We start from the raw sequence: 22503 nt of genomic DNA on the forward strand, positions 1-22503 counted from the left end.
CTAGACGGTATACCGATTACACCGGATCGAACGACTCGATCAGCCAGTTGCCGTCGATCTTCGTCAGCCCCACCTTCACGCTGCTGGCGGCGAACGCCCCGTCGGGGTTCTCCTTGCTCGTGGTGGTCTGGTTGATGAACACGAGCACCTCGGCGTTCTCCGGCTCCATCTGCGAGACGGCGGCGCGCACCACCGACGCGGCGGTCTTGACGGACTTCTCCCGTGCCGCCGGCGTGACGATCTGCTCGGTGAATTGGGTGTAGTAGTTCAGGAAGTCGCCGGTCAGCTTCGACTTGGCGTTGGCGAAGTCCTGGTCCAGCGAGTCCGGAGAATAGGACAGCAAGGCGATGGTCCCGGTCTTGGCCGCATCGAGCGCCACCTGTGCGGCCGCGGGGTCGGTCTCCTGATCGGGGCGGTAATCGTTGACGTACACCCAGCCGGCCACCGCCCCCGAGCCGAGTAGCGCCACCGCGAGCAGCGCCGCGGTGACCAGAGCGCGTACCGAACGCCGAGAGCCCTTCCTGGCGCTCACATCGGCCGCGTCGCCGCTGTCGTCCGCGGCGACGGGTTTGTCATCGCCGTCGGGCTGGTCGCTGTGAACCTCGGCTGCCTCGACGTCGGTGTCTGACGCGACGACGTCCGGCACGCCGTCCTTCCCGCCGTCCCTCCCGCTGTCCTTCTCGCTCACGGCACGAACTCGACTTTCGCCATCTTGATCTGGTCACCCTCGCGCTCGAGGCTGACGCCCAGTCGCCACGTGCGCGGCTCCTGCTGAGCGCCTGCGGTGTTGGTGACGCGCGAGGAGGCCGCCACCAGGACCTCAGCCTTGTCGTCGGACATCGATTCGACGGCGGTGGAGTTGACGCTGACCTCGGTGATGACCTTCGAATCCTGGGCCACCTTGACGAAATCGGCTGCCTGCGACTCGAAATCGGACTTGAACTGGCCGGTCGAGTTGTCGATGATGCGTTGCACGTCCTCTTCGGCCTTGTTGAAGTCCAGCGACATCAGCGTCACCACGCTCTGCCGGGCCGCCGCCGCATATTCCGCTTCCTGATGCCGGAGCTTCTCGGCAGCCTGATGCTTCCAGAGCATCAGTCCGCTGAGGGCCAGCAGCGCCACGGTGCACAGAACCGCGACGGTAGCGGCCAGTCCCTTCCAGCCGGGTCGCGGAATGCGGCGCCGCTTACTCGTTGCGGGGTCGGGTTCACCTTCACGGTCGACGTCGTCGTCTGCGTCGATGTCGACCACGTCGTCGGTGGTCTCGGCCCCAGGGTCAGTGGCGTCAGCGATGTCGGCGGCGGCGCCTTCTGCCGTTCCTCCGGTCGCCGACTCCGCCTTGTCTGCGCCTGTTTCTTCGTCCTTGTCTTCGTCCTGCGCGAGCGCCTCCCGACGCAGCCGGGCCGCGCGCGCCCGCGCACGGGCGGCAGCAGCCAACGCCTCCGCCTCGGCAGCCTCGGCTTCGGCCTCCTCGACAAGCGCGCGGGCCTGTTCGGAGCCGGGGGGTCGGTCGGGTTCCGGAGTCGATTCCTCGACGCGGTCCGCGTCGATCACCGAGTCGCGGCGCCGGAAAGACGGCACACCGACCTCCTTGTCTTCTGCGTCATCGCACGATCGTTGGATGAGAACGTCATTCTTCTTTTTCGCGTATCGCCTTAACGATACCCCTGCGTCCCGAGTCGGCGACGAAAGCCGTGGCTGCGGAAATGCTGTACACGCTGTGCGAATGCTCAGCGCGTGGCGTCCTGCAGTCGGTCTTTCATCACCTTGCCGGTCGCGTTCAACGGCAACTCGTCGAGGAACTCTACATACCGCGGCACCTTGAAACCGGCCATTCGGCTTCGACACCAGGCGATCACGATGTCGGCGTTCAGCGGCTCACCAGGATCGATTGCGGGCGCCTTCGCGACGACGAACGCCTTGCCGACCTGTCCCAGGCGCTCGTCGGGCACGCCGATGACCGCGGCCTGGGCGATGGCGGGGTGCTCAAGCAGGAAGCCCTCGATCTCGGCCGGGTAGGCGTTGAATCCCCCGACGATGAACATGTCCTTCTTTCGGCCGACGATCCTGAGCCGGCCCGCGGCGTCGACGGTGCCGAGGTCACCGGTGTGCAGCCAGCCCTGCGGGTCGATCGCCTCCGCGGTCGCCACCGGGTCTTCGAGATAGCCCTGCATCACCGTGTAACCCCGCACCAGGACCTCGCCGTCGTCGGCGATGCGCATCTCCACGCCGTCGCAGGCCACACCGGCTGTGGTCGCGATGTCCTCGAACGTGTCTCCGGGCCGGGACAGCGTCACGGTGCCCGCTTCGGTGAGGCCGTAGCCGGTGGCCAGAGTCCGGAAAGGCAGCTCTTCGTGCACCCGCCGGATCAGCTCGACCGGGATGTCCGCTGCCCCGGTCACACCGGCGCGCAGCGTGGACAACCTCGACTTGTCCTTCACGGCCAGCAGCGAGTGGTACAGGGTCGGCGGCCCCGGCAGCATCGTGATCCGTTCTTGGGCAATGAGTTCCACGACACGGTCCACATCGAACACCGGCACGGGCACCATGGTCGCCCCGCGGATGAACGACGCGATGATTCCGGCCTTGTAGCCGAACGTGTGGAAGTACGGGTTGACCATGAGGTAACGGTCGCCCTCGCGCAGATCTGCGAGGTCGCACCATTCCTCGTACAACCGCAGGTTCTGTCGATGGTTCATCATCACGCCTTTGGGGCGTCCCGTCGTGCCCGAGGTGAAGATGATGTCGGAGATGTCGCCACCCTCGACGGGACGGCTGAACGGCCTTCCCGTGGAGAGGAAGTCGGACTTCAGGTCGATGACGGGCACATCGCCCGGAGCCTCGTACTCGACGCCCAGGAAACCCTGCTCGACCAGTACCGCCTTGGCGCCGCTCCGGGCGATGATGTCACCGGCCTCCTCGGCCTTGAAGCGGGTGTTGACGGGTACGAGCACTCCACCGGCGGTGATGAGCCCGAACGCGGCGATGATCCACTCGGCACTGTTGGGCGCCCAGACAGCGGCCCGGTCACCCTTGGCGATCCCGAAGTCAGCGAATGCCCCTGCTGCGCAACTGATCCGATTGACCAGCTGATCGAAGGTCAAGCGCAGCGGACCGTCGACGACTGCTTCCGCATCGCCGAACCGGTCCGCCGCGCTGGCGACCAACTCCGGGAGGGTCTCCCAACGGCGTCGGTACGTCACGTCGTGACGAGGCGCCCCAGATTGCCACCCATGATCTTGGCCTGGTCCTCGACCGAGAGGTGCTCGAGCGCCGTGACGTAGTGGGTCGGCTCGGCCAACCCCTCCGGATGCGGCCAGTCGGAACCGTAGAGAACCTGGTCGACACCGATCAGGTTGATCAGGTCGTCGATGCCCTCCTCGTAGAACGGGCTGACATAGATGCGGTTCTTGATCTCTTCCATCGGGTTGCCCGCGAAGGCTTCTGGTGCCTTCTTGTAGACCTCGGCCATGGAGTCCAGCAGCGGGAACATCCACTTCGAGCCGGCTTCGACGATGCCGACCTTGAGCTTGGGGAAACGGAACAGCGCCCCGTGGATCACCCATGAGGCCACCGCGTCCTGAATCGGCCGCCACTCGTTGAGAATCGACATCGCGTTCGTCTGGAACGGCAGCATCTCCTGCTGGGCGCCGTCCCACTCGGAGGTGTACCGGGAGTAGCCGCTGTCGCTGGAGTGCATTCCGACGAAGATGTCGTACTCGACGCACCGCTCCCAGAACGGGTCGAACTCGGGCAGCGCGAACGACCGCGGGCCGCGGAAACCGGGCACCGGTGCGGGCCGGATCAGGATGGCCCGCGCACCGCGCTTGACTGCCCACTCCAGCTCCTCGATGGCCTTCTCGACGATCGGAAGCGTGATCACCGGCGTGGTGAAGATCCGGTTCTGGTAGTTGAAACCCCAGACCTCGTGCAGCCATTCGTTGAGCGCGTGCACGATGACGTGGATCGCGACCGGGTCATCGGACAGGCGCTCCTCGATCAGGCTGGCCAACGTCGGGAACATCAGCGATCGATCCAGCCCGAGCTCGTTCATCTTCTCGATGCGCGGGGCAGGCTCGAAGAACGCCGGGATGGCCTTCATCGGCTCGCCGAACAGCTCACGCTTGCTCTTGCCGTCGGGGTTGCCGAACTTGAAATACTCCTCCCACGCGCCAGGCTTGGCGACCACGGAGAACGTCGGGTTCGGGATGTAGTTGCTGATCTGGCCCTTGAGCGCGATCTTCGTCCGCCCGTTGACCTCGACGTACTGGACGACGTCCTTGTACTCCTTGGGCAGATACTTCGTCATCGCCTCGGGCGGCTCGTACAGATGGTTGTCCGCATCGAACAGCGGAAACGGTATGTCGACGCGGTGCGACAGTTGTCCCATGAAAGACTCCTTTTCCTATCGGGAGAATCGTATTCTCATTCTGTGTGGGCCGCAACGGCCTATCGGACCTCCGTCGCGACGTCGGGTCGGAACCGGCTCGCCACGGACTGCCGGACCAGGAATTTCTGGACCTTGCCGCTGGCGGTCCTGGGGTAGTCCTGCCCCTCGGGGACCCGGTGCAGTTCCTCGGGCCACTTCTGTCTCGCCACCCCGCTCTGCGTGAAGTGGACCCGGACGTCGGCGAGGCTCGGCATCCGCCGCCCCTCACGGATCCGCAGGACGGCAGCGGCGCGCTCCCCCAGCCGGGGGTCAGGCACGGCCACCACCACGGCTTCGGCCACCTCCGACATGCCCATCAGCACCTCCTCGACCTCCAAGGCGCTGATGTTCTCCCCGCCCCTGATGATCACGTCGGCCTTGCGGTCGGTGATGGTCAGGTAGCCGTCCTCGTCGAGCACCCCGATGTCGCCGGTGTGATACCAGCCGTCCTCGTCGAATGCGCGTGAGGTCAGTTCGTCGTCGGTGTAGCCGAGACACAGGTCGGGACCCCGGCTGAAGATCTCGCCGTCGGGTCCGAACCTGATCTCGACACCGGGCCGGGCGTCGCCGTCGGTGAACAGTCGCTTCTCCGCCGGCGCGGACGGCCGCGAGCCGGTGATCGACGGATGCTCGGTGCTGCCGTACGAGCGGAAGACGAACATCCCCAGGTCGGTCAGTCGCTGGGTGACGGTGGCGGAGACCGTCGAACCGCCGAGACCGACGGTGGTGAAGTGGCGCAGGTGCTCGGGCCTGCAGTCGGGATGATCCAGCAGACTGGTCACGAAATACGGCGGACCACCGCCGATGGACAGGCCATCGCTTTCGATCAGCTGCAACACCCGGCCGGGATCCCACACATCGCACAGGTCGATGGGCGCACCTTCGAGAACCGGGATCAGGAACGCGCCGAGCATGCCGATGAAATGGCCGACGGGTGTCGCCGTCAGCTGACGGCCCCGGTCGGGCGGGTAGTTCTCCAGCAGCTGACGGGTTTCGCAGCACAGGGTCTGGTGGCTGTGGACCACACCCTTGGGGTCGCGCGTGGTTCCCGAGGTGAACGCGATCAGCGCGGGGCCCGCTGGATCTGCGGCCACGGTGCCGTCCAGCGGCTCGTCGGCGAGAAGGTCCTCGAACGAGGGGCTGTCCACCAGCGCGACGATCGGGATCTCTGCACAGAGATCCGGCTGAAACCGCATCCGCCCGAACTCCGGCGCCGTCACGAACACGCGCGGCTTGGCGGTCGCGATGATGTGCGCGAGTTCTTTGCGGCCGTAGAAGTGGACGATCGGAACGGTGACCGCACCCAGGAACGCCGAGGCCCAGAAGGTCACGGCCGCTTCTCGCCAGTTGGGCAGCTGCATCGCCACGACGTCGCCGGAGCCCACGCCCCGCGCGCGCAGGCCGGCCGCCAAGCGCCGCGCGTCGCGCGCGACCTCGCCGAAGGTGCCCGAGTAGGGACGCACCTCCGAGTGCACGTGAAAGCCGGCATCGGCGTGGTCTGCGAGGCCGCGGGCGAGAAGTTCACCCAGGGTTTCCCGGGTCCAATACCCTTCCTGCTCGTAGCGCTTGACCAGCTCAGCAGGAATCTGCCGCATGGCTGTGGGCCACCTTCCGTCAGCCGGGACACGCGAACGCGATGCTATTCTCCGCCAGCGAGAATGCCAATACCGTAGAGGGAGAATGCCCGATGGTCGATCTCGACATCGCCGATGGTCTGGCGATCATCACCATCGACCGCCCGCACGCGCGCAATGCGATCTCGCTGGACACCATGGACCAGCTCGACGCAGCCCTCGACAGCGCCGAAGGGGCGCAGGCGCTTGCGCTCACCGGCGCAGGCGAGAAGGCATTCGTCTCCGGCGGCGACCTGAAGGAACTCAGCGCACTGCGTACCGAGGAGCAGGCTGCGGGAATGGCGCTGCGCATGCGATCGATCTGCGACCGCATCGCCGGCTTCCCCGCGCCGGTCGTGGCGGCGCTCAACGGCCACGCGCTCGGCGGCGGAGCCGAGTTCGCCGTCGCCGCGGATATCCGCCTGGCGGCCGATGACATCAAGATCGGGTTCAACCAGGTCGCGCTGGCGATCATGCCGGCCTGGGGCGGCGCCGAGCGGCTCGTCGACCTGGTCGGCTACAGCAGGGCGCTGCTGCTGGCCGGCACCGGGCGGATTCTGACCGCCCCAGATGCCGAGCGGATCGGACTCATCGATCAGGTGATTCCCCGCGCCTCCTTCGACGAGCAGTGGCGCCTCGTCGCACGGTCGCTGGCCACCGCGCCCGCCCGTGAGGTCAAGCGCGTGATGCGCGGCGTACCCACCACCGACGCCGTCGCAGCCTTCGCCCGGCTGTGGGTATCCGACGAACACTGGGCCGCGGCGGACAGGGTGTTGAAGAAGAGTCCGTAGGCGTTCCGCACCGGCCGCGTCCGCCCCCCGTTGGCCGGCTTCAGGCGACGTGTTCTCTCTAGACGAGAACGCCATTTCCGATTATGGTCAATCCGTGCCGACCACGCAGCGGGCGCTGGCGCCCGAGATCTCCACCTGGCCGAATGACGATCCGCACCTTGTCGGGAGCGCCTGCGGTACCTGTCGAGCCACCACGTTTCCGGTGCAACAGCGTTGCCCGAAGTGCAGTGGTGGCGACATGTCCGACGTGCTTCTGCCGCGGCGCGGCACGCTGATCGCCTGGACGACGCAGGGCTTTCCGCCCGGCTCACCGTACAAGGGACCCACGGGCAAGGACTTCGTACCGTTCGGCGTCGGCCTCGTCCAGCTCGAGGACGTCATCCGCGTCGAGGGTCGGCTCACCGAAAACGACCCGGCGAAGCTGCAATTCGGCCAGGAGGTCGAGCTCACGATGTTGCCGTTCACGACCGACGCCGACGGCACCGAGGTCGTCACCTTCGCATTCGCGCCGGTAGGCGAGTGAGGATCTGACGATGACCAAGCCCTCCCCCGCCGCCGCGAATGACGTCGCCATCATCGGCGTCGGTCTGCACCCGTTCGGCCGGTTCGACAAGACCGCGATGCAGATGGGCGCCGAGGCAATACAGTTCGCGCTCGACGACGCCGGCGTCGAATGGAAGGACATCCAGTTCGGCTTCGGCGGCAGCTACGAGGTGTCCAACCCCGACGCCGTCACCCGCCTCGTCGGGCTCACCGGGATCACGTTCACCAACGTGTTCAACGCCTGCGCGACCGCGGCATCAGCGATTCAGCAGACCGCCGACACCATCCGGTTGGGCAAATACGACATCGGGATCGCCATCGGGCTCGACAAGCACCCCCGCGGGGCATTCACCGACGATCCCGCCAAACTCGCTCTCCCACAGTGGTATGCCGAGAACGGTCAGTTCGTGACGACCAAGTTCTTCGGAATGAAGGCCAACCACTACATCCACAAACACGGCATCTCGGAGGAGACGCTGGCCCGAGTGGCCAACAAGAACTTCCGTAACGGCGTCCTCAACCCGAACGCGTTCCGGCGCAAGGAGATCTCCGTCGACGAGATCATGGCGTCCCCGGTGCTGAACTACCCGTTGCGCCAGTTCATGTTCTGCGCTCCCGATGAGGGCGCCGCGGCGGTCATCATGTGCCGCGCGGACATCGCGCGCCGTTTCACCGACAAGCCGGTCTATGTCAGGGCCTCGGAGATCCGCACCCGCACGTTCGGCGCTTACGAGGTGCACGCCACGTCCGCACCCCTGGACGAAGATCCGTCGCCGACGGTGTTCGCAGCCAGCGCCGCGTACGAGGCGGCAGGTATCGGCCCTGAGGACATCGACATCGCCCAGCTGCAGGACACCGACGCCGGCGCCGAAGTGATCCACATGGCCGAGACGGGATTGTGCGCCGACGGCGAGCAGGAGAAGCTGCTCGCCGACGGCGCGACCGAGATCCACGGTTCGATCCCGGTGAACACCGATGGCGGATTGATCGCCAACGGCGAGCCCATCGGGGCGTCCGGTTTACGGCAGGTGCACGAGTTGGTGCGGCAGCTCCGCGGCGAAGCGGGAGACCGTCAGGTTCCCGGCCGGCCCAAGGTCGGACTGGCACAGGTCTACGGCGCACCGGGGACGGCGTCGGCGACCATCCTGTCCCTGTAACGACTTTCACCCCTGGAGCTTCAGTAGCCGATCGGCTACTGTGCCAAGTAGCCGATCGGCTACTTGGCTGGCGAAAGGGGTGCGATGCAGTTTCTCGCCGAGGCCGAGGATCGCCCCGCCACCGCGAACATCAGGACGCAATTGGTCTGTTTGTGGACGGCGCCGGTGGTCGGTGCGGTTCTGCTGATCGCATTCGTTGCTTTTCCCGGGTTCCTTCCGCCGATGTCTGCAGAGTTGACGGCCGGTCAGGTGGCGGACTTCTACGCCGACAACACGGCACTGATCCGCTTCAGCATGCTCGTCTTCAACCTCTGCGCGATCATGCTGGTGCCGTTCTTCGCGCTGATCGTGGTCCAGATGAAGCGGATGACGTCGCAGAGCCACGCGTTGGCGTACTGCTACCTGACGGCGGTCGTGAGCGGGGCCACGATCTTCGCGTTGGCCGACATCTTCTACCTGGTCGCCGCGTTCCGGCCCGAGCGGAGCCCCGAACTCCTGCTGCTGCTCAACGATCTGGCCTGGATCACGCTGGTGGCGCCTGTCGGCATGCTCGTGGCACAGAACCTCCTGCTGGCGCTCGCGGTCTACTTCGACACCGGCCGCGGAGCCACCTCTGCGCCCGTGTTTCCGCGCTGGGTGGGACATTTCGCGGTACTCACCGGCCTCGCAATGGCCCCTGCCGCAGCCGCTGCGGTGTTCCGGACCGGGCCGCTGGCATGGGACGGCGCCATCTCGTTCTGGTTGCGTGGCGGCGCGTTCGTGGCGTTCATCGTGGTCATGTTCTTCGTCCTTCGCGCGGCACTGCACCGGCAGGCCGTCCAGGACGGTGTGGCGCGGTGAGCCCTGTCGCGGCACCGCAATCCGGCGCGCAGACCACCGGTCGGCAGTTGACACCGGCCGCAGGCAAGCGCGACCTCTGGATCGTCTTCTCGATCGTGCCCGTGTTCTACACGGCGTTCGGCATCATCTTCTTCGCCCTTGCCAGGACGATGCCGCCGCCGCGCCCCGATGTGACGACCCAGCAGAAGGTCGAATTCTTCGCCGCGCACCAGCTCACCATCCAGGTCGGTTTCGGCATCCTCATCCTCATCATCGGCGGTGCCGGCGTCGCCAACGGCATCGTCGTGTATCACATGAAACGCATGTCGACCGGCTCGGCGATGGCCTACGTCTACCTGGGCGGCATGGCCGTCGGAGCGCTGCCGGGCTGCCTGCTGGTCGCCTTCTGCTTCCTGACGGCGACCTTCCGGCCGGGCCGCGATCCCGAGATCCTTGCGCTGCTCTACGACCTCGGGTGCCTGTCCTACGTCGGTTCACTCGGGTGCTTCACCGCCGCATACTTCGGGTTCGCCGTCGCGATACTGTACGACCGAAACGGCGTCTTCCCGAAATGGCTTGCCTACGTGACTGTCTGGCAGATCGTCACGGAGATCCTCGCGGTGCCCGTCTTCATCGCACCTGCGGGCCCGTTCGCGTGGAACGGCTCGATGTCTTTCTGGACCGGCACGGTGATCTTCGGCTTCTGGTTGTCGTGCGTGATCGTCTTCCTCAAGAAGGCCAACGAGGAGCAGGCGTCCGACGAGGCACCGCTGCCGTGACGGAGACGACGCAGGCCCGGCCGGCCGGGCGGACGGGACGGTCCACCCACCTCCCCGGCGACGGCGCCGTGTGGGTCATGGTCCTGGGTGACCTGATCATCTTCGGGTCGTACTTCCTGATCTTCATGGTGCACCGCAGCATGGCGCCGCAGGAGTTCCTGGCTGCCCAGCGGCATCTGAACCTGAACATCGGCGTCTTGAACACCGTTGTCCTGCTGACGAGTTCATGGTTCGTCGCACGCAGTGTGGTCGCCGCCAGGACCGGAGACTTCGCGACCGCGGTTCGGCTGACCTACCTCGGCGGTGCCTGCGGCGCCCTGTTCATCGGACTCAAGGGCTACGAGTGGGCGACGAAGATCGCCCAGGGGCACACGCTCGGCGCGAGCGAGTTCTTCACCTTCTACTACATGCTCACCGGAGTGCATCTGTTCCATGTCGCACTCGGGATGTTGGTGATGGGATTCGTGGCGCGGGAGCTACGACGGCCGCACCGGCGACGCATGTCGATGGTCGAGTCGGGAGCGGTGTACTGGCACATGGTCGACCTGTTGTGGGTGGTCATCTTCGGCCTGCTGTACGTGATGAGGTGACCATGAGCAGACCGGCCACGGCCACAAGCGCCACCGGAACCGGGAAGCGCACCATCACCGTTGCGTGGCTTGCACTTTCGGCAATCACAGTGATCTCGTGGTGGCTGGCGCCGGGCCATTCCGGCGATCCCCCCGTCCCGAGCATTCCGATCACCGTCGCCGTGGTCGTGCTGGGCTTCGTCAAGTGCCGGATGATCATCCGCTACTTCATGGAAGTGCGGACCGCACCGAGGTGGCTGGGCCGCAGCACGGACGCGTGGCTGCTGGTCCTGTGGACGGCAATCCTGGTGATCTACCTCTGGTGACTAAGCGTGCGCCGATGACTCGGCCTGGTCCGCGACGGCGGGCAGCGGGTCGCCTTCCAGGCGCCGGATCCACTCTTCGCAGAACGCGAAGGTCTCGGCGTGCCCGGTGTTCATCCCGAGCGCACGCTCCATCACCAGGGCCTGCGACACGCTCGTCGCGAACACCGTCCACACCACCGCGGGCACGTCGGCCGAGGCCACGCCGTAACGCTGCAGCGCGTCGGCGATCGCGCGGTTCTGCTCCTGCCGGAACCGCTCGGCGTAGTAGACGATCTCCGCGCGCAGGGCCTTGCGATGGTTCGCCAGCCCCATGAATTCCATTGTCAGGCGGGTGGCTTCGGGAGCCGTGCTGAATCTCCACAGAGCCCACAGAGGCTGCGGTGACTGCAGCGCGGTGGCCAGCACCGCAAGACCTTCCTCGGCCCTGCGATGGAACACAGCCAGGAACAGGTCCTCCATCGTGCGGAAGTAGTAATGCACCAGTTGCGGCTTCAGCCCGGCCCGGTCGGCCACGCGGCGCGACGTCACCGCGGCGTAGCCCTCTTCGATGAGCAGCTGTTCCGCTGCATCGAGCAGCACGACGCGGTTCTTGGCGTCCGGTGCCCCGATCCGTCGCGGCGATGCCATGCTCTCTCCCACTTCTTCACCGATACCCAATTCCAGCGTGACACCACCGGTGCCCGCCGACTCGCAGAAATGGACTCCGATGTCGCTGCGTGTCGCGTCGACCTTGACCCTAACTCTCGCACCATGCTAAGCAGGTGCTCAGCATTTCGACGATCTGGCCCGCCGGCCCCGGGAGGCATACGTACATGAGCGACTTCGACACGATCGACTACTTCACCGATCCCGCTCTGGTGCCCGACCCGCACCCCTACTTCGACCACCTGCGCGCACAATGCCCCGTGGTCAAGGAGCCCCACTACGGAGTGCTGGCGGTCACCGGCTATGACGAGGCCGCAACCGTGCTTAAAGACAACGAGACGTTCTCGTCGTGCATCGCGGTGGCCGGTCCGTTCCCTCCACTGCCGTTCACCCCCGAGGGCGACGACATCACCGACCAGATCACCGCCCATCGTCCCCAGATGCCGATGTTCGAGCACATGGTCACGATGGATCCGCCGGATCACACGAATGCGCGTTCCCTCCTGAATCGGCTGCTGACGCCGAGCCGGCTCAAGGAGAACGAAGACTTCATGTGGCGCCTGGCCGACGAGGTGCTCGACGACTTCGTCACCGACGGACGCTGCGAATTCCTCACCGCCTTCGCGAAGCCGTTCTCGTTGCTGGTGATCGCCGACATGCTGGGCGTTCCGGAGGAAGACCACGACGAGTTCCGCGCCGTCCTCGGCGCACCGAGACCCGGCGCCAACGTGGGCTCGCTCGACCACAGTGACCTCGTCGGCACAAATCCACTGGAGTGGCTCGACGAGAAGTTCATCGGATATCTCGAGGACCGTCGGCGCGAACCGCGCAACGACGTGCTCACCGCGTTGGCGACCGCCAAGTACCCAGACGGGTCGACACCTCCCGTGATCGAGGTCGTCCGTTCCGCGACGTTCCTCTTCGCCGCCGGGCAGGAGACCACCACCAAGCTGCTGTCGGCCTCCATGCGGGTACTCGGCGACCACCCCGAGGTCCAGGACCGTCTGCGCCGCGACCGCAGCCGGATCCCGATCTTCGTCGAGGAGGCGCTGCGGATGGATGCGCCGGTCAAGAGCCAGTTCCGGCTGGCGAAGAAGAACACCAAGGTCGGTGACATGGACGTGCCTGCAGGCACCACGATGATGGTGTGCCCCGGCGCGGTGAACCGCGACCCGAACCGCTTCGAGCATCCCCACGAGTTCGACCTCGACCGCAAGAACGTCCGCGAGCACATCGCGTTCGGTCGTGGCGTGCACTCCTGCCCCGGCGGCCCCTTGGCGCGCGTCGAGGGCCGGGTGTCGATCGAACGAATCCTGGACCGCATGGCCGACATCCAGATCGACGAGGAACTGCACGGGCCGCCCGGGGCGCGTCGTTACACCTACGAACCCACGTTCATCCTGCGGGGGCTGACCGACATCAACATCACGTTCTCCCCCGTTGGGTAGGCGCGCGAGCGAATCCGGCACGGTACGGGAATCTGCGTTCTAACATTCGAAAATGGTGTTCTACAAAACGCTTCCGGTGCTCGCCGTCTCCGTCGCGGCCCTGTGCACGGCAGGCTCCGTCATCGCGGGCGGCACAGCGGCAGCGCAGCCACCGCTGCGCCATATCCAGTACACGGTGGGCGCCAGCCAGGACATCGCTAATGCCGAGATCTACTGGCGCCAGATCGATCCGCCGGACTGGGGTGCCTACAGCCACAATCCGTACGAGTTCACCCCGAACGTCGAGGCCAACCTCGGCCCGAATCAGGCCTGGGTCCACGAGACCTGGCTGGCCGACCCGGATCAGTGGGCGATGGTGGTGGTAGGTCTGCCCGCGCAGTCCACGCCGCCACTGGCCGATCCCGGCTTCGTGTGCGAACTTCGCGTCGATGACGTCGTCGTGGCGACCGACGCAGGAACCAAGGGAGCGCTCTGCTCCCTGCGTCCGTGGTGACTGCTGCGTGACTATGGCGGCGGCGGGTTTCCGCCGCCGACGGACATGTCGCTGCGCTCCCAGTAGGAGCGGTTGTCTTTCATGATGCACGTCAGGATGAGGCCGTCCGGCGCCTGCGCCATCTGTCCATCGAGCGCCGGGCACAGGTCGCCCCTGTTCTTGACTCCGTGCATCTCCGGCGACCGGAACCAGCGCGGCTCATAGCGCCGCGGGGACCCGCAGAACACCAGCCGGCCCCAATCGGTCACCCCGAACGCGTAATACGTGGTGTTGGCGCAGTAGGACCCCAACACCACGTTGGGCTGGATCCCGGGCGTGCAGTTCGGATAGTTGCACTCACCGCCGGGGGGCGGCGGGGGCGGCTGTGCCGCGGCCGACGGTGCGGTCATCAGTACTGCCGGGGCCGCGAGGGCGGCGAGCACCGAGACGAAGGATCGCATTCGGCTATTTTCCCATGCGGCGGAACGAAATTCTCGCTTTTAAAGAGCTGCACTCTGGGCGCGGTTAGGCTGGGCGTATGCGCACAACACGTGTGGTGAAAGCCCTTGCCGCAACGGCGGTCGCCGTACTTGGCAGTGTAGGCCTCGCGCCCACCGCTCAGGGTGAGGATTGGGGCGTCGACATCAGCGGAACCTGGCGGGTGTTCTCGGACGGCGACTGGGCCAGGACCAACCAGGTGAAGATCAAGCAGCAATCGGTGCTGGAGACCTGGAATGTCAACGTGTCGTGCGTGAGTCCGATCGAATGTTCGGGCGAGGTGCACAGCGACCGCGGGTGGACCGGCACCGCCAGGCTCGACGCATTCTGGTACGTCGAACATGTGGTGCCCAACTGGATGCCCTGTCCCAATGGCACATTCGCCACGGGCTACCAGAAGTTTCAGCTCTGGGGCGTGAATCCGGAAACCGAACTGGGAGTCACCCGCAACATCACGACGTTCGCCGGACGCAACATCACCAAGGGCGACAGTGGGGCCTGCGGCAAGAACCTCTCGACGGTCATCGAGATCCCGGTGCGGATGGAGAAGATCTCCTAAGTCCGCACCGGCATCCGCGGGCCGATCACATCGGCAGCAGATCCTTCCACGATGTCGGAGCTGAGCCGGCCGCCACGTTGGTGACCTGGTGCAGCGCACCGTCCGGCGCCACGTACTGCCCTGTCTGTGGGTCGTACTGAGCTGTCGCGACCGACGGTCCCCCAGATTCGTTGCCGTCGAATGCACTTGGCGCGACGGGCACCGCCTGGCCCGGCATCAGTGGGCCCTGGCCGGGTGGCAGCGGCGCGGGCGGCAGGATCGGTGGCTGGGCCGGCGCGGGCGCGCCGGGCACCATCGGCGCCGGTGCGCCCACCGGGAACGGTGGCGTACCCGGCTCAGACACCGGCGGTGTGCCCGCCCGCACCGCACCCGGCGGCAACGGCGTCCCCTCAGGCGGCAGGTAGATCCGGTCCGGACCTTCGACGGTCGCATCGATGGGCACACCCTGGGACACCAGGTTCGGATCGAACGGATACGGACCGGTGATGTGGTTGCGCATCGCTGTCGGGACGAATCCCCGTGGATCGTTGCAGAGTTCGACGGTCGGGGCCCGCTTACCGGGGTGCTCGATGCAGGGATAGTTGCGGGCGCCCCGCACGTTCATCGGAGAATCCTGCGGCAGTTTGCAGTACAGCCCGTCCGGGGTGTCCAGCGTCGTCTCGTCCTCGGGCGAGCGCCACTGCGTCGACGGCAGGAAGCCGACCGTGCACGGGTTCGGATCGCTGATGGTCAACGCGAAGTCGCCCATCGGCAGGCCGGTCGGACTGTTCTGTGGCAGGCCGAAGGACTGCTGGGCGGCGATGATGCCGGGGAACAGCACGAGGAGTTGCTCGAGGGCCGGGTTGTAGGTGAGCAGCGTCTGCCCCACCGTGGTGAGATTCGCCAACAGGATGGGCAGTGTGGGCTTGAGCTGGTTCAGCAGTCCGCTGACCTCTTGTGCGAAGCCGGGACCGCGTTCCAGGAGTGCGCGGACTTGCGGGTCGTTCTGCGCCACCTGCGCCGTGACCCCGTTGAGGCTGCGCGCCCACGTCTTGATCGCGTCGGTGGTTTCGGCCTGTGAGTCCAACAGCGGCCCGCTGTCGTCGATGAGTGACCGCATCTGGTCGGATACGCCGTTGACGTCGTTGGTGATCGTCGACGCCGAGTCGAGCAGCGACCCGAAATCGGGACCTGCTCCGTTGAACGCCGTGAACGTCTCGTCGAGGAGGTCGGGAATCCTGTCCTTGGGCAGGCTCCCCACCAATGCACTCATCTGATCCAGCATCGGCCCGACCTGCTGAGGAACGGTGGTGTTGGCCACCGGGATCCGCGCCCCGTCCTCCAGGTAGGGGCCGTCGTCGGTGTTGGGCCGCAGATCGACGTATTGCTCTCCGACGGCTGAGACGCTGAGCACCTCAGCTCGCAGGTCCGCGGGGATCTTCGGCGAGGTCTCCAGCGACAGGGTCGCTTCCGCGCCGTTCTCGGTCAGCGCGACACTGGTGACTTTACCGACCTGGACCCCGCGGTACGTCACGTTGCTGAACCGGTAGAGCCCGCCGGACTCCGGCAGTTCCAGCGTGACGGCCAGTCGGCCCACACCGAGCAGGGTGGGCACCTGCATGTAGGCGAAGAGCATCACCGCCACACCGACGATCGACGCGATCGTGAAGATGATCAACTGGTTTCGGACGAAGCGGGTGAGCATCAGCCACCTCCTCCAGGTGTCGGCACGGCGGGCGCGGCGGCCGGTGCAGCGGGGGGTACCGGCGCCGGTGCCGGCGCGCCGTAGGGACCGGCGAAGATCTGGTCACCGGTGATCGGCTGCGACTGCGGCAGCCACGGCGCCGCGGGCGGTTGCGGCACCACGGGCAGCAGCGGCTGGGCCGCCGGAAGTGGCGGTGCACCTTCCGGCGGAGCCGGGATGGCCTCGGCCGGAGGCGGGGCGACACCGATCGCCATCGGGTTGTACGAGTAGTTCAGGTAGTACGGATCCCCGGGTGCAGGAATCAGTTTGGCGTTCTCGTCACCCCACCGTGTACCGAGCAGCAGTGTCTTCTTCAACCGGGGATAGGTGAGGTCGAAGATCGCGTACAGATTGATGTAGTCGCCGCGGGTGATGCGGTCGGCGAACGTCGGACCGTACGGGAACGCGCTGGCCCACAGCAGGGCCAGGTTGAGGTCCGGGCCGACGTCGGCGAGCGCCCCGAGGATCGGGCCCAGGTTCTCCAGGTTCTTGACCAGATCGTCGCCTGCATCGTTCACCAGACCCGTTGCGGTGTCGCTGAACTGGCCGAGCTTTTCCAGCGCGGTGGTGAACTGGGGCCGTTCCTGGATCAACACGTCGATCGCCGGCGGAATCTCTTTGAGGGCACGGTCGATCACATCGCGTTGACCGGCGAACGTCCCGGCGACCCGCCGCAGCTGCACCATCGACGCGATGATGTTCTCCCGTTGCTCCGCAAGGACTCCGACGAAGTCGTCGAGTCTGGTGAGGAGTTCCCGAACTTCGGTCTCGCGTCCGGAGAACGCGGTGTTCATGTTGTGGATGATGTCGCCGATCTGACCGAGCCCTCCCCCGTTGGCCACCGTGGACAGTGACGACAGGGTTTGTTCGGTGGTCGGATAGGTCGACGCCGAGTTCAGCGGGAGCGTGGCACCCGGCTGCATCCGGCCCTGCGGGGATTCGCCGAGCGGAGGATCCAGGGCCAGGTGCATCGATCCGAGCAAGCTGGTCTGGCCGACGGTGGCCACCGCGTTCGCAGGAACCACCACGTCGGGTTTGACCGAGATCTCCACGTCGGCGTGCCAGTTCTGCACCGTCATCTTGCCGACGCTGCCGACGATGACGTCGTCGATCATGACCGGCGAGTTCGATTCCAGGGTGGCCACATTCGGCACCTGGACGTGATAGCTGACAGCGTCCGGTCCGCGCCCCACCGCACCGGGCAGTGGCAGGGAGTTCACCCCCTGGAAAGCGCAGCCGCTGAGCGACACCGCCACAGTGCAGCCGACGACGGTCAACTGCTTGACTCCGCGGATCATGATGGCGGCATCCCTTCAGCGGGCAGCAGCGGCGCGTTGGGCGCCGACGGCGGCGGGCCGCCAGGAGTCCCCGTCGGCGGCCCAGCAGGACCCTGAGGGGGCAACAGCAGTCCGTCGACAGACTGCGGCTGCGGTTGCGCCGGGATGTTCGACAAGATGTTGGGCGGTCCCGGGATCGGCGCACCCGGGAACAGCGCCGGCGACGGCGTGGCAGGCGCGTCCGGGTCCGGCTGATAGATCCCCGGCGGTCCTGGCGGTGCCTGCCAGCCCGGAGGCGGCGGGACATCGCCCGAACCGACGTACGCCGAGACTGTCGGCGGGGTCTCCGGCGGGTCACCCGGCCCCGCACCGCCCGGTGCCAGCTTCGGGTCGGTGTAGATGATCCGGTCCGGGCTGACTGCCGGACGCAGGTAGGGGTTGACCGGGAACGGAAGGTTGTGGATGGGGATCGAGCGCAGCGCGGGCCCGAGGTACTGGGCACAGAGCTTGGCAGTCTCGGGCGCGGTGGTGTTCGCTACGCCGCCGATGAGACCGCAGACGAACCAGACGGGATTCGAGAAGTTCGACACCGAGAACGCACCGGTGACCGATCCGCCGTTCGGGTAGTAGATGTTCTCGAAGTTGGCGATCGCGTTCGGCGTGATGTGCAGAACGTTCTCCAGCGCAAGCCGATTGTCGACCAGGACCTGGGTGACCTGACCCAGGCTCCGGATCTGTTCGGCGGTCTGGTCTCTGCTGCCCGCCACGAAACGCTGAACCTCGCCGATGGCGAAGGTCAGATCGGTCAGGGCGGCATCGAGGTCGGACCTGCTGTCATTTACCACGCTGGTCAGGCTGGCCAGCCGGTTCTGGAACAGCACGATCTGCTGCTTGCTGTCGCGCAGCGCCGAGACGAAAATCTGCAGGTTCTTGATGATGTCGACGATGTTGCCGCTGCCCTCGGCGAAAATCCTTGCCACGCCGGAGAGTTGGCGCAGAGTTTCGCGCAGCTTCTCGCCGTTGCCCTCCATCGCGTTCGCCGCACTGTCGACGAACCGGGAGATCGAGGTGCCCGACACGCCCGCCTGCGGACCCAGTTCCTCCGACAGCCGCATCAGCTGGGTCTTCACTTCGTCCCATTCGACCGGCACGGCGGTGTTCTCTTCCGGAATCACGCCGCCGTCGCCCATGGTGGCCCCGCCACCCGAGCGATAGGCCGGGGTGAGCTGAACGTAGCGCGCCGCAACGAGATTCTGCGCGACGATCACCGCCTTGGCGTCGAGGGGAATGGGAACTCCCCTGTCGACCTTGAGCGTCATCCGAGTCTGGGTGCCTGCGGGCTCGATCTTGTCGATCGTGCCGACCTTGACCCCGGACACCCGGACCTCGTCGCCGGGATAGATGGCCGTCGCCGTCGGGAAGTAGGCCGTGATCGTCTTGGGCCCGAAGAACACCTGCCGGACGAGGAAGGCCGCGCCGGCGATCAGCAAGATGGCCAGCAGGATCGCCGTCCCGGCCACCAACCGTTTACGGGTTGCCATCATTGGGGAGATCTCCAGGCTGCGGAAGGCTGTTGACGGGGAACGGGAGCTGCGCACGCGGGCCTGCGTTGTCCGGCGGCTGGCCGATGTCGACGCCGTTGCGGAATCCGAACGCGTAGTCGAGGAACGGTTGCAGCAGCTGGGCCGGTTGGATGTTGGGGATCAGCGCGTTGTAATACGCACCGTTGGAGACGATCTCGCCCTGGGTCAGGTAGTACTTGGCCGCACCGGGCAACATCTTGGCGAGATTGTCCCGGTTCTTCTCCAACATCCTCGTGACGTTGTTCAGCCGCTCCAGCGCCGGGGCGAGTTCGGCCTCGTTGTCGGCGACGACCCCCGACAGCTGCTTGGAGACCGCCGAGATGTTGGCGAGCAGGCTGGTGATCGAGTACTTGCGCTCGTTGAGCACTGCGAGGAGGTCGTTCGAGTTGAGGATCAACGCGTTGACCTGCCTGCTGCGCTCGGAGAAGATACCCGTCACGTCGCCCGCGGTCCGCAGGAGCTCGGCCAGGCTTTCGTTGCGGCTGTTGAGCGACTGCGACAGCCGGGACAGCCCGTCGAACGTCGGGCCCAGCTGTGGCGCAATCTGATCGAGCGTCTGAGACAGGGTGTCCAACGACTGGTTGAGCGAGGCGGTGTCGGTGTCCCTGGTGTTCGCCGTCAACTCACTCACCGCATCCGTCAGCGAGTACGGCGACGACGTGCGGGTGGCGGGGATGACCTGCTGGGGGTCCAACGTCCCGCTGCCATCGGAGTCGAGGGCGAGCACCCGTTCGCCGAGGAGCGTTCCGGTGCGGATATGCGCGGTGGTGTCCGAGCCGAGCGCGTACTTGCCGTCGATCGTGAAGCCGACGAGCGCGTCGCCGTTGTCGAGCGTGATCGACGACACCGAACCGACTTTGATCCCGGACACGGTGACGTCGTTGCCCACGGTGAGGCCACCGGCCTCGGTGAACAGGGCCTGGTAGCGCACGGCGGTGGCCCACGACAACAGGCGTTCGGGCTGCAGCCCGACGGCGATGACCAGGATGATCAGGACGACGCCGATGAAGCCGGCCCTGACGAGCTGAGATCCGCGATACTTGAGCATCTACTCGTCCACGCACCTTCCCTCTTCTTGTTTTATCCAGGGGAAGACCACAGTGCGCCCTTCGAGGTCACTGGCGCGGAAGCTGATACCGCAGATGTAGTACGGGAACCAGGCGCCGTACGAACCGACTCGGGCGAGTTTTCGGTAGATCTCGGGCAGACGTTGGAGCGTCGCATCGAGGCGGTCGAGATCGTTGTTGACCAGCGGCGCAAGACGATTCATCTCATCGACCGTGTTGGCCAGCGGCGCCCGGCCACGGCTGAGCAGATCGGCGATCGAGGCGGTGCCGGTGTCCAGTGACTCGATGGCCGTGCCGATGGGGTCGCGGTCGGCCGCCAGCCCTTTGACCAGTTGCTCGAGTTTGTCGATGGCCCCGGAGAATTCGTCGCCGTCCTCGGCGAGGGTGTCCAGCACCGTCCTCAGGTCGGTGATCAGTTCTTCGATGACCTGATTGTTGTCGGCCAGCGAGTTGCTGAACGACGACGTCTTCGCGAACAGGGAATCCAGGGTTCCGCCCTGGCCCTGCAGGATCTGGACGAGCGAGGACGTGAGGCCGTTGACATCCTCCGGATTCAACCCCTGGATGACGGGTTTGAGGCCACCGAGCAGGACGTCGAGGTCGAGTGCGGGAGCGGTGCGATCCACGGGAATCTGGCCGCCGGCGGGCACGATCTGCGTCGAGTCCGGGGTGTCGACGAGCTCGAGGTAACGATCCCCGACGAGGTTGAGATATCGGATCGCGGCATTCGTCCCGGTGGTCAGCACGGTGTTGCGGTCGGCGTCGAACGTGACCAGAACCGATCGGTCGGCCTGCAGTTCCACGTTCTGCACGCTGCCGACCCGGATGCCGGCGATGCGCACGGTGTCGCCGGCCTTCAGCCGCGAAGCATCTTTGAACACGGCCGAATATTGGTTAGCCGCACCGGTTCTGGTGTCGCTGAAGACCAAGAAGAGGAACGCGGTCAGCACTGCCATGACGAGGCCGAACGCGGTGAACTTGATCAGCGTCGCGGTTGAGCGGGTCATCCGGGCATTCCGATCTGGGCGGTGTTGCGCGGCGGCCCGTCCAACGGTCCGAACAGCCAGTTCTTCAATCCCTCGGAGTTCAGCAGGATTCCGGAGTTTCCGTACTGTGCCGGGTTGGCCCCGACGTCCCCGACGATCAGCGGCGGGACGAACTCTGCGGGCATCTCCGGCAGACCCAGCTCCGCGCAGTAATCCCGGCCGCCGCTGGATGCTGCGACCTTCGGCAGATCACGCGGGTAGCGGTAGCGCTCCACGCCCAAGGTCAGACCGGACGAGACGAAGATGCCGGAGAACTGCGGCGGCGACTTCGCGAACGGGACCAGCCCGCCGATGCCGCACCACAGTGATTTGCGGTAGGCGTAGAGCAGATCGGTGGTGGGCACGAGCAGGTCCAGCGAGGAGGTCAGGGCCTGGCGGTTGCCACCGACGACCTCGTTGCCGAGGTCTGCCAGACCGATGGAGCTGACCAGGAATTCGTCGAGGTTGTCCTGCTCGTCGACGATGGAGTTGCTCAGCGTCGTCGTGTTTCCGATGATCCCCATCAGATCGGGACTGGCATCCGCGTAGGCGTTGAGCGTCGGTACGGCGGCCTCGATATCGTGCGCCAGGTTCGGCAGGCTCGGTTCCAGCTTGCCCAGCAGGGCGTTGAAGTCGGACAGCGTCTGGCCGAACTTCTCACCGCGGCCGTTGAACGCCTGGGAGATGGCGCCGAGGGTTTCGTTGAGCTTGGTCGGGTCGACGGCATCGAGCACGTTGACGAGTTGCTGGAAGACGGTGTTGATCTCGACGGTGATGTGCTCGCCCGACAGGACCTGTCCCTTCTGCAACTCGCCGGACGGATTCGGGGGCGCTTCGAGTTGAACGAACTTGGCGCCGAACACCGTCGAGGAGGCGATGTCGACGTTGACGTTCGAGGGGATCAGGTGCAGCTGCGACGGGTCCATGTCCAACTGCAGCTCGGCCTTGCCGTCGGGCCGGTACTGGATGGACTTGACGGTACCGACCTGGACGCCGCGCATCTTCACCTTGGCGTCGGGGTTCATCACCAACCCGGCCCGCTCGGAGATGACGGTGACGGGAACGGTTTCGGTGAAGGTGCCCGCGAAGAGCCCGACAGAGACGGCGAAGATCACCAGCAGCGCGGCGACCAGGCCGAGGCCGGCCAGTGGCCGGACCAATCCGCTTTTACTCAACTCGT

23 protein-coding genes are annotated in these 22503 nt (G+C 66.0%); 10 read left to right on the plus strand and 13 right to left on the minus strand.

Features of this window, described 5'->3' with window-relative positions:
• Window positions 1-16: 16 nt before the first annotated feature.
• From EL337_RS19230 to EL337_RS19250, 5 genes are all read right to left on the minus strand, one after another.
• Window positions 17-688, minus strand: coding sequence for an Rv1363c family protein (locus tag EL337_RS19230; RefSeq protein WP_232786776.1), 672 nt, complete (start codon window positions 686-688; stop codon window positions 17-19).
• Window positions 685-1581: an Rv1363c family protein gene (locus tag EL337_RS19235; protein ID WP_048632015.1), complete on the minus strand. Its 897-nt coding sequence runs from the start codon at window positions 1579-1581 to the stop codon at window positions 685-687. Before EL337_RS19235 ends, EL337_RS19230 begins: the two co-directional genes overlap by 4 nt.
• Window positions 1582-1730: 149 nt before the next feature.
• Window positions 1731-3203, minus strand: coding sequence for a FadD3 family acyl-CoA ligase (locus EL337_RS19240; protein ID WP_048632014.1), 1473 nt, complete (start codon window positions 3201-3203; stop codon window positions 1731-1733).
• Window positions 3200-4390 (minus strand): amidohydrolase family protein, encoded by a 1191-nt coding sequence (locus tag EL337_RS19245; RefSeq protein WP_048632013.1) that lies wholly within the window; start codon window positions 4388-4390, stop codon window positions 3200-3202. The genes EL337_RS19240 and EL337_RS19245 overlap by 4 nt, the downstream gene beginning before the upstream one ends.
• Window positions 4391-4449: 59 nt before the next feature.
• Window positions 4450-6024, minus strand: coding sequence for an AMP-binding protein (locus EL337_RS19250; protein WP_048632012.1), 1575 nt, complete (start codon window positions 6022-6024; stop codon window positions 4450-4452).
• A 92-nt stretch (window positions 6025-6116) separates the two neighbouring features.
• On the opposite strand from EL337_RS19250, the gene EL337_RS19255 reads away from it, so the two are divergent.
• The 7 genes from EL337_RS19255 to EL337_RS19285 all read left to right on the plus strand — a co-directional run bounded on the left by EL337_RS19255 (window position 6117) and on the right by EL337_RS19285 (window position 11026).
• On the plus strand, window positions 6117-6833 hold the full coding sequence (locus EL337_RS19255) for an enoyl-CoA hydratase/isomerase family protein (RefSeq protein WP_048632011.1): 717 nt from the start codon (window positions 6117-6119) through the stop codon (window positions 6831-6833).
• 94 nt (window positions 6834-6927) lie between these two features.
• Window positions 6928-7356, plus strand: a complete 429-nt coding sequence (locus EL337_RS19260; RefSeq protein ID WP_048632010.1) for a Zn-ribbon domain-containing OB-fold protein — start codon at window positions 6928-6930, stop codon at window positions 7354-7356.
• 10 nt (window positions 7357-7366) lie between these two features.
• A complete protein-coding gene (locus EL337_RS19265) occupies window positions 7367-8533 on the plus strand; it encodes a thiolase family protein (RefSeq protein ID WP_048632009.1) in 1167 nt (388 codons plus the stop codon).
• A gap of 84 nt (window positions 8534-8617) precedes the next feature.
• Complete coding sequence (locus tag EL337_RS19270) at window positions 8618-9373, plus strand: hypothetical protein (protein WP_048632008.1); 756 nt, start codon at window positions 8618-8620, stop codon at window positions 9371-9373.
• On the plus strand, window positions 9370-10131 hold the full coding sequence (locus EL337_RS19275) for a hypothetical protein (protein ID WP_232786775.1): 762 nt from the start codon (window positions 9370-9372) through the stop codon (window positions 10129-10131). Before EL337_RS19270 ends, EL337_RS19275 begins: the two co-directional genes overlap by 4 nt.
• Window positions 10128-10721 (plus strand): cytochrome c oxidase subunit 3, encoded by a 594-nt coding sequence (locus tag EL337_RS19280; protein WP_048632007.1) that lies wholly within the window; start codon window positions 10128-10130, stop codon window positions 10719-10721. Before EL337_RS19275 ends, EL337_RS19280 begins: the two co-directional genes overlap by 4 nt.
• Before the next feature lie 2 nt (window positions 10722-10723).
• A complete protein-coding gene (locus EL337_RS19285; RefSeq protein ID WP_048632006.1) occupies window positions 10724-11026 on the plus strand; it encodes a cytochrome C oxidase subunit IV family protein in 303 nt (100 codons plus the stop codon).
• Here EL337_RS19285 and EL337_RS19290 read toward each other — a convergent pair whose 3' ends face one another.
• The gene (locus tag EL337_RS19290) at window positions 11027-11653 is read right to left on the minus strand and encodes a TetR/AcrR family transcriptional regulator (RefSeq protein ID WP_048632005.1); all 627 of its coding nucleotides are present in this window, start codon (window positions 11651-11653) and stop codon (window positions 11027-11029) included.
• Between the two features lie 185 nt (window positions 11654-11838).
• On the opposite strand from EL337_RS19290, the gene EL337_RS19295 reads away from it, so the two are divergent.
• Entirely contained in the window at window positions 11839-13119 is a 1281-nt protein-coding gene (locus EL337_RS19295; RefSeq protein WP_048632004.1) for a cytochrome P450, read from the plus strand.
• 52 nt (window positions 13120-13171) lie between these two features.
• Complete coding sequence (locus EL337_RS19300) at window positions 13172-13612, plus strand: Rv2576c family protein (protein WP_048632003.1); 441 nt, start codon at window positions 13172-13174, stop codon at window positions 13610-13612.
• Window positions 13613-13623: 11 nt separating this feature from the next.
• On the opposite strand, the gene EL337_RS19305 is transcribed toward EL337_RS19300, so the two are convergent.
• The gene (locus EL337_RS19305) at window positions 13624-14052 is read right to left on the minus strand and encodes a hypothetical protein (protein ID WP_048632002.1); all 429 of its coding nucleotides are present in this window, start codon (window positions 14050-14052) and stop codon (window positions 13624-13626) included.
• A 77-nt stretch (window positions 14053-14129) separates the two neighbouring features.
• Here EL337_RS19305 and EL337_RS19310 point away from each other — a divergent pair, with 77 nt between their 5' ends.
• Window positions 14130-14648, plus strand: coding sequence for an Rv2253/PknI dimerization domain-containing protein (locus EL337_RS19310; RefSeq protein WP_048632001.1), 519 nt, complete (start codon window positions 14130-14132; stop codon window positions 14646-14648).
• A 25-nt stretch (window positions 14649-14673) separates the two neighbouring features.
• Here EL337_RS19310 and EL337_RS19315 read toward each other — a convergent pair whose 3' ends face one another.
• Genes EL337_RS19315 through EL337_RS19340 form a run of 6 tightly spaced genes read right to left on the minus strand, consistent with a single transcriptional unit; the run spans window position 14674 to window position 22498 of the window.
• On the minus strand, window positions 14674-16332 hold the full coding sequence (locus tag EL337_RS19315; protein WP_048632000.1) for an MCE family protein: 1659 nt from the start codon (window positions 16330-16332) through the stop codon (window positions 14674-14676).
• Entirely contained in the window at window positions 16332-17669 is a 1338-nt protein-coding gene (locus tag EL337_RS19320) for an MCE family protein (RefSeq protein ID WP_048631999.1), read from the minus strand. Before EL337_RS19320 ends, EL337_RS19315 begins: the two co-directional genes overlap by 1 nt.
• Window positions 17666-19192, minus strand: a complete 1527-nt coding sequence (locus tag EL337_RS19325; RefSeq protein WP_048631998.1) for an MCE family protein — start codon at window positions 19190-19192, stop codon at window positions 17666-17668. The genes EL337_RS19320 and EL337_RS19325 overlap by 4 nt, the downstream gene beginning before the upstream one ends.
• Entirely contained in the window at window positions 19176-20279 is a 1104-nt protein-coding gene (locus EL337_RS19330; protein WP_048631997.1) for an MCE family protein, read from the minus strand. Before EL337_RS19330 ends, EL337_RS19325 begins: the two co-directional genes overlap by 17 nt.
• On the minus strand, window positions 20280-21305 hold the full coding sequence (locus EL337_RS19335) for an MCE family protein (RefSeq protein WP_048631996.1): 1026 nt from the start codon (window positions 21303-21305) through the stop codon (window positions 20280-20282). It abuts the gene before it with no gap.
• Entirely contained in the window at window positions 21302-22498 is a 1197-nt protein-coding gene (locus EL337_RS19340; protein WP_109860082.1) for an MCE family protein, read from the minus strand. Before EL337_RS19340 ends, EL337_RS19335 begins: the two co-directional genes overlap by 4 nt.
• Between the last annotated feature and the right edge of the window lie 5 nt (window positions 22499-22503).

The organism is Mycolicibacterium aurum (assembly GCF_900637195.1).
Taxonomy (GTDB): domain Bacteria; phylum Actinomycetota; class Actinomycetes; order Mycobacteriales; family Mycobacteriaceae; genus Mycobacterium; species Mycobacterium aurum.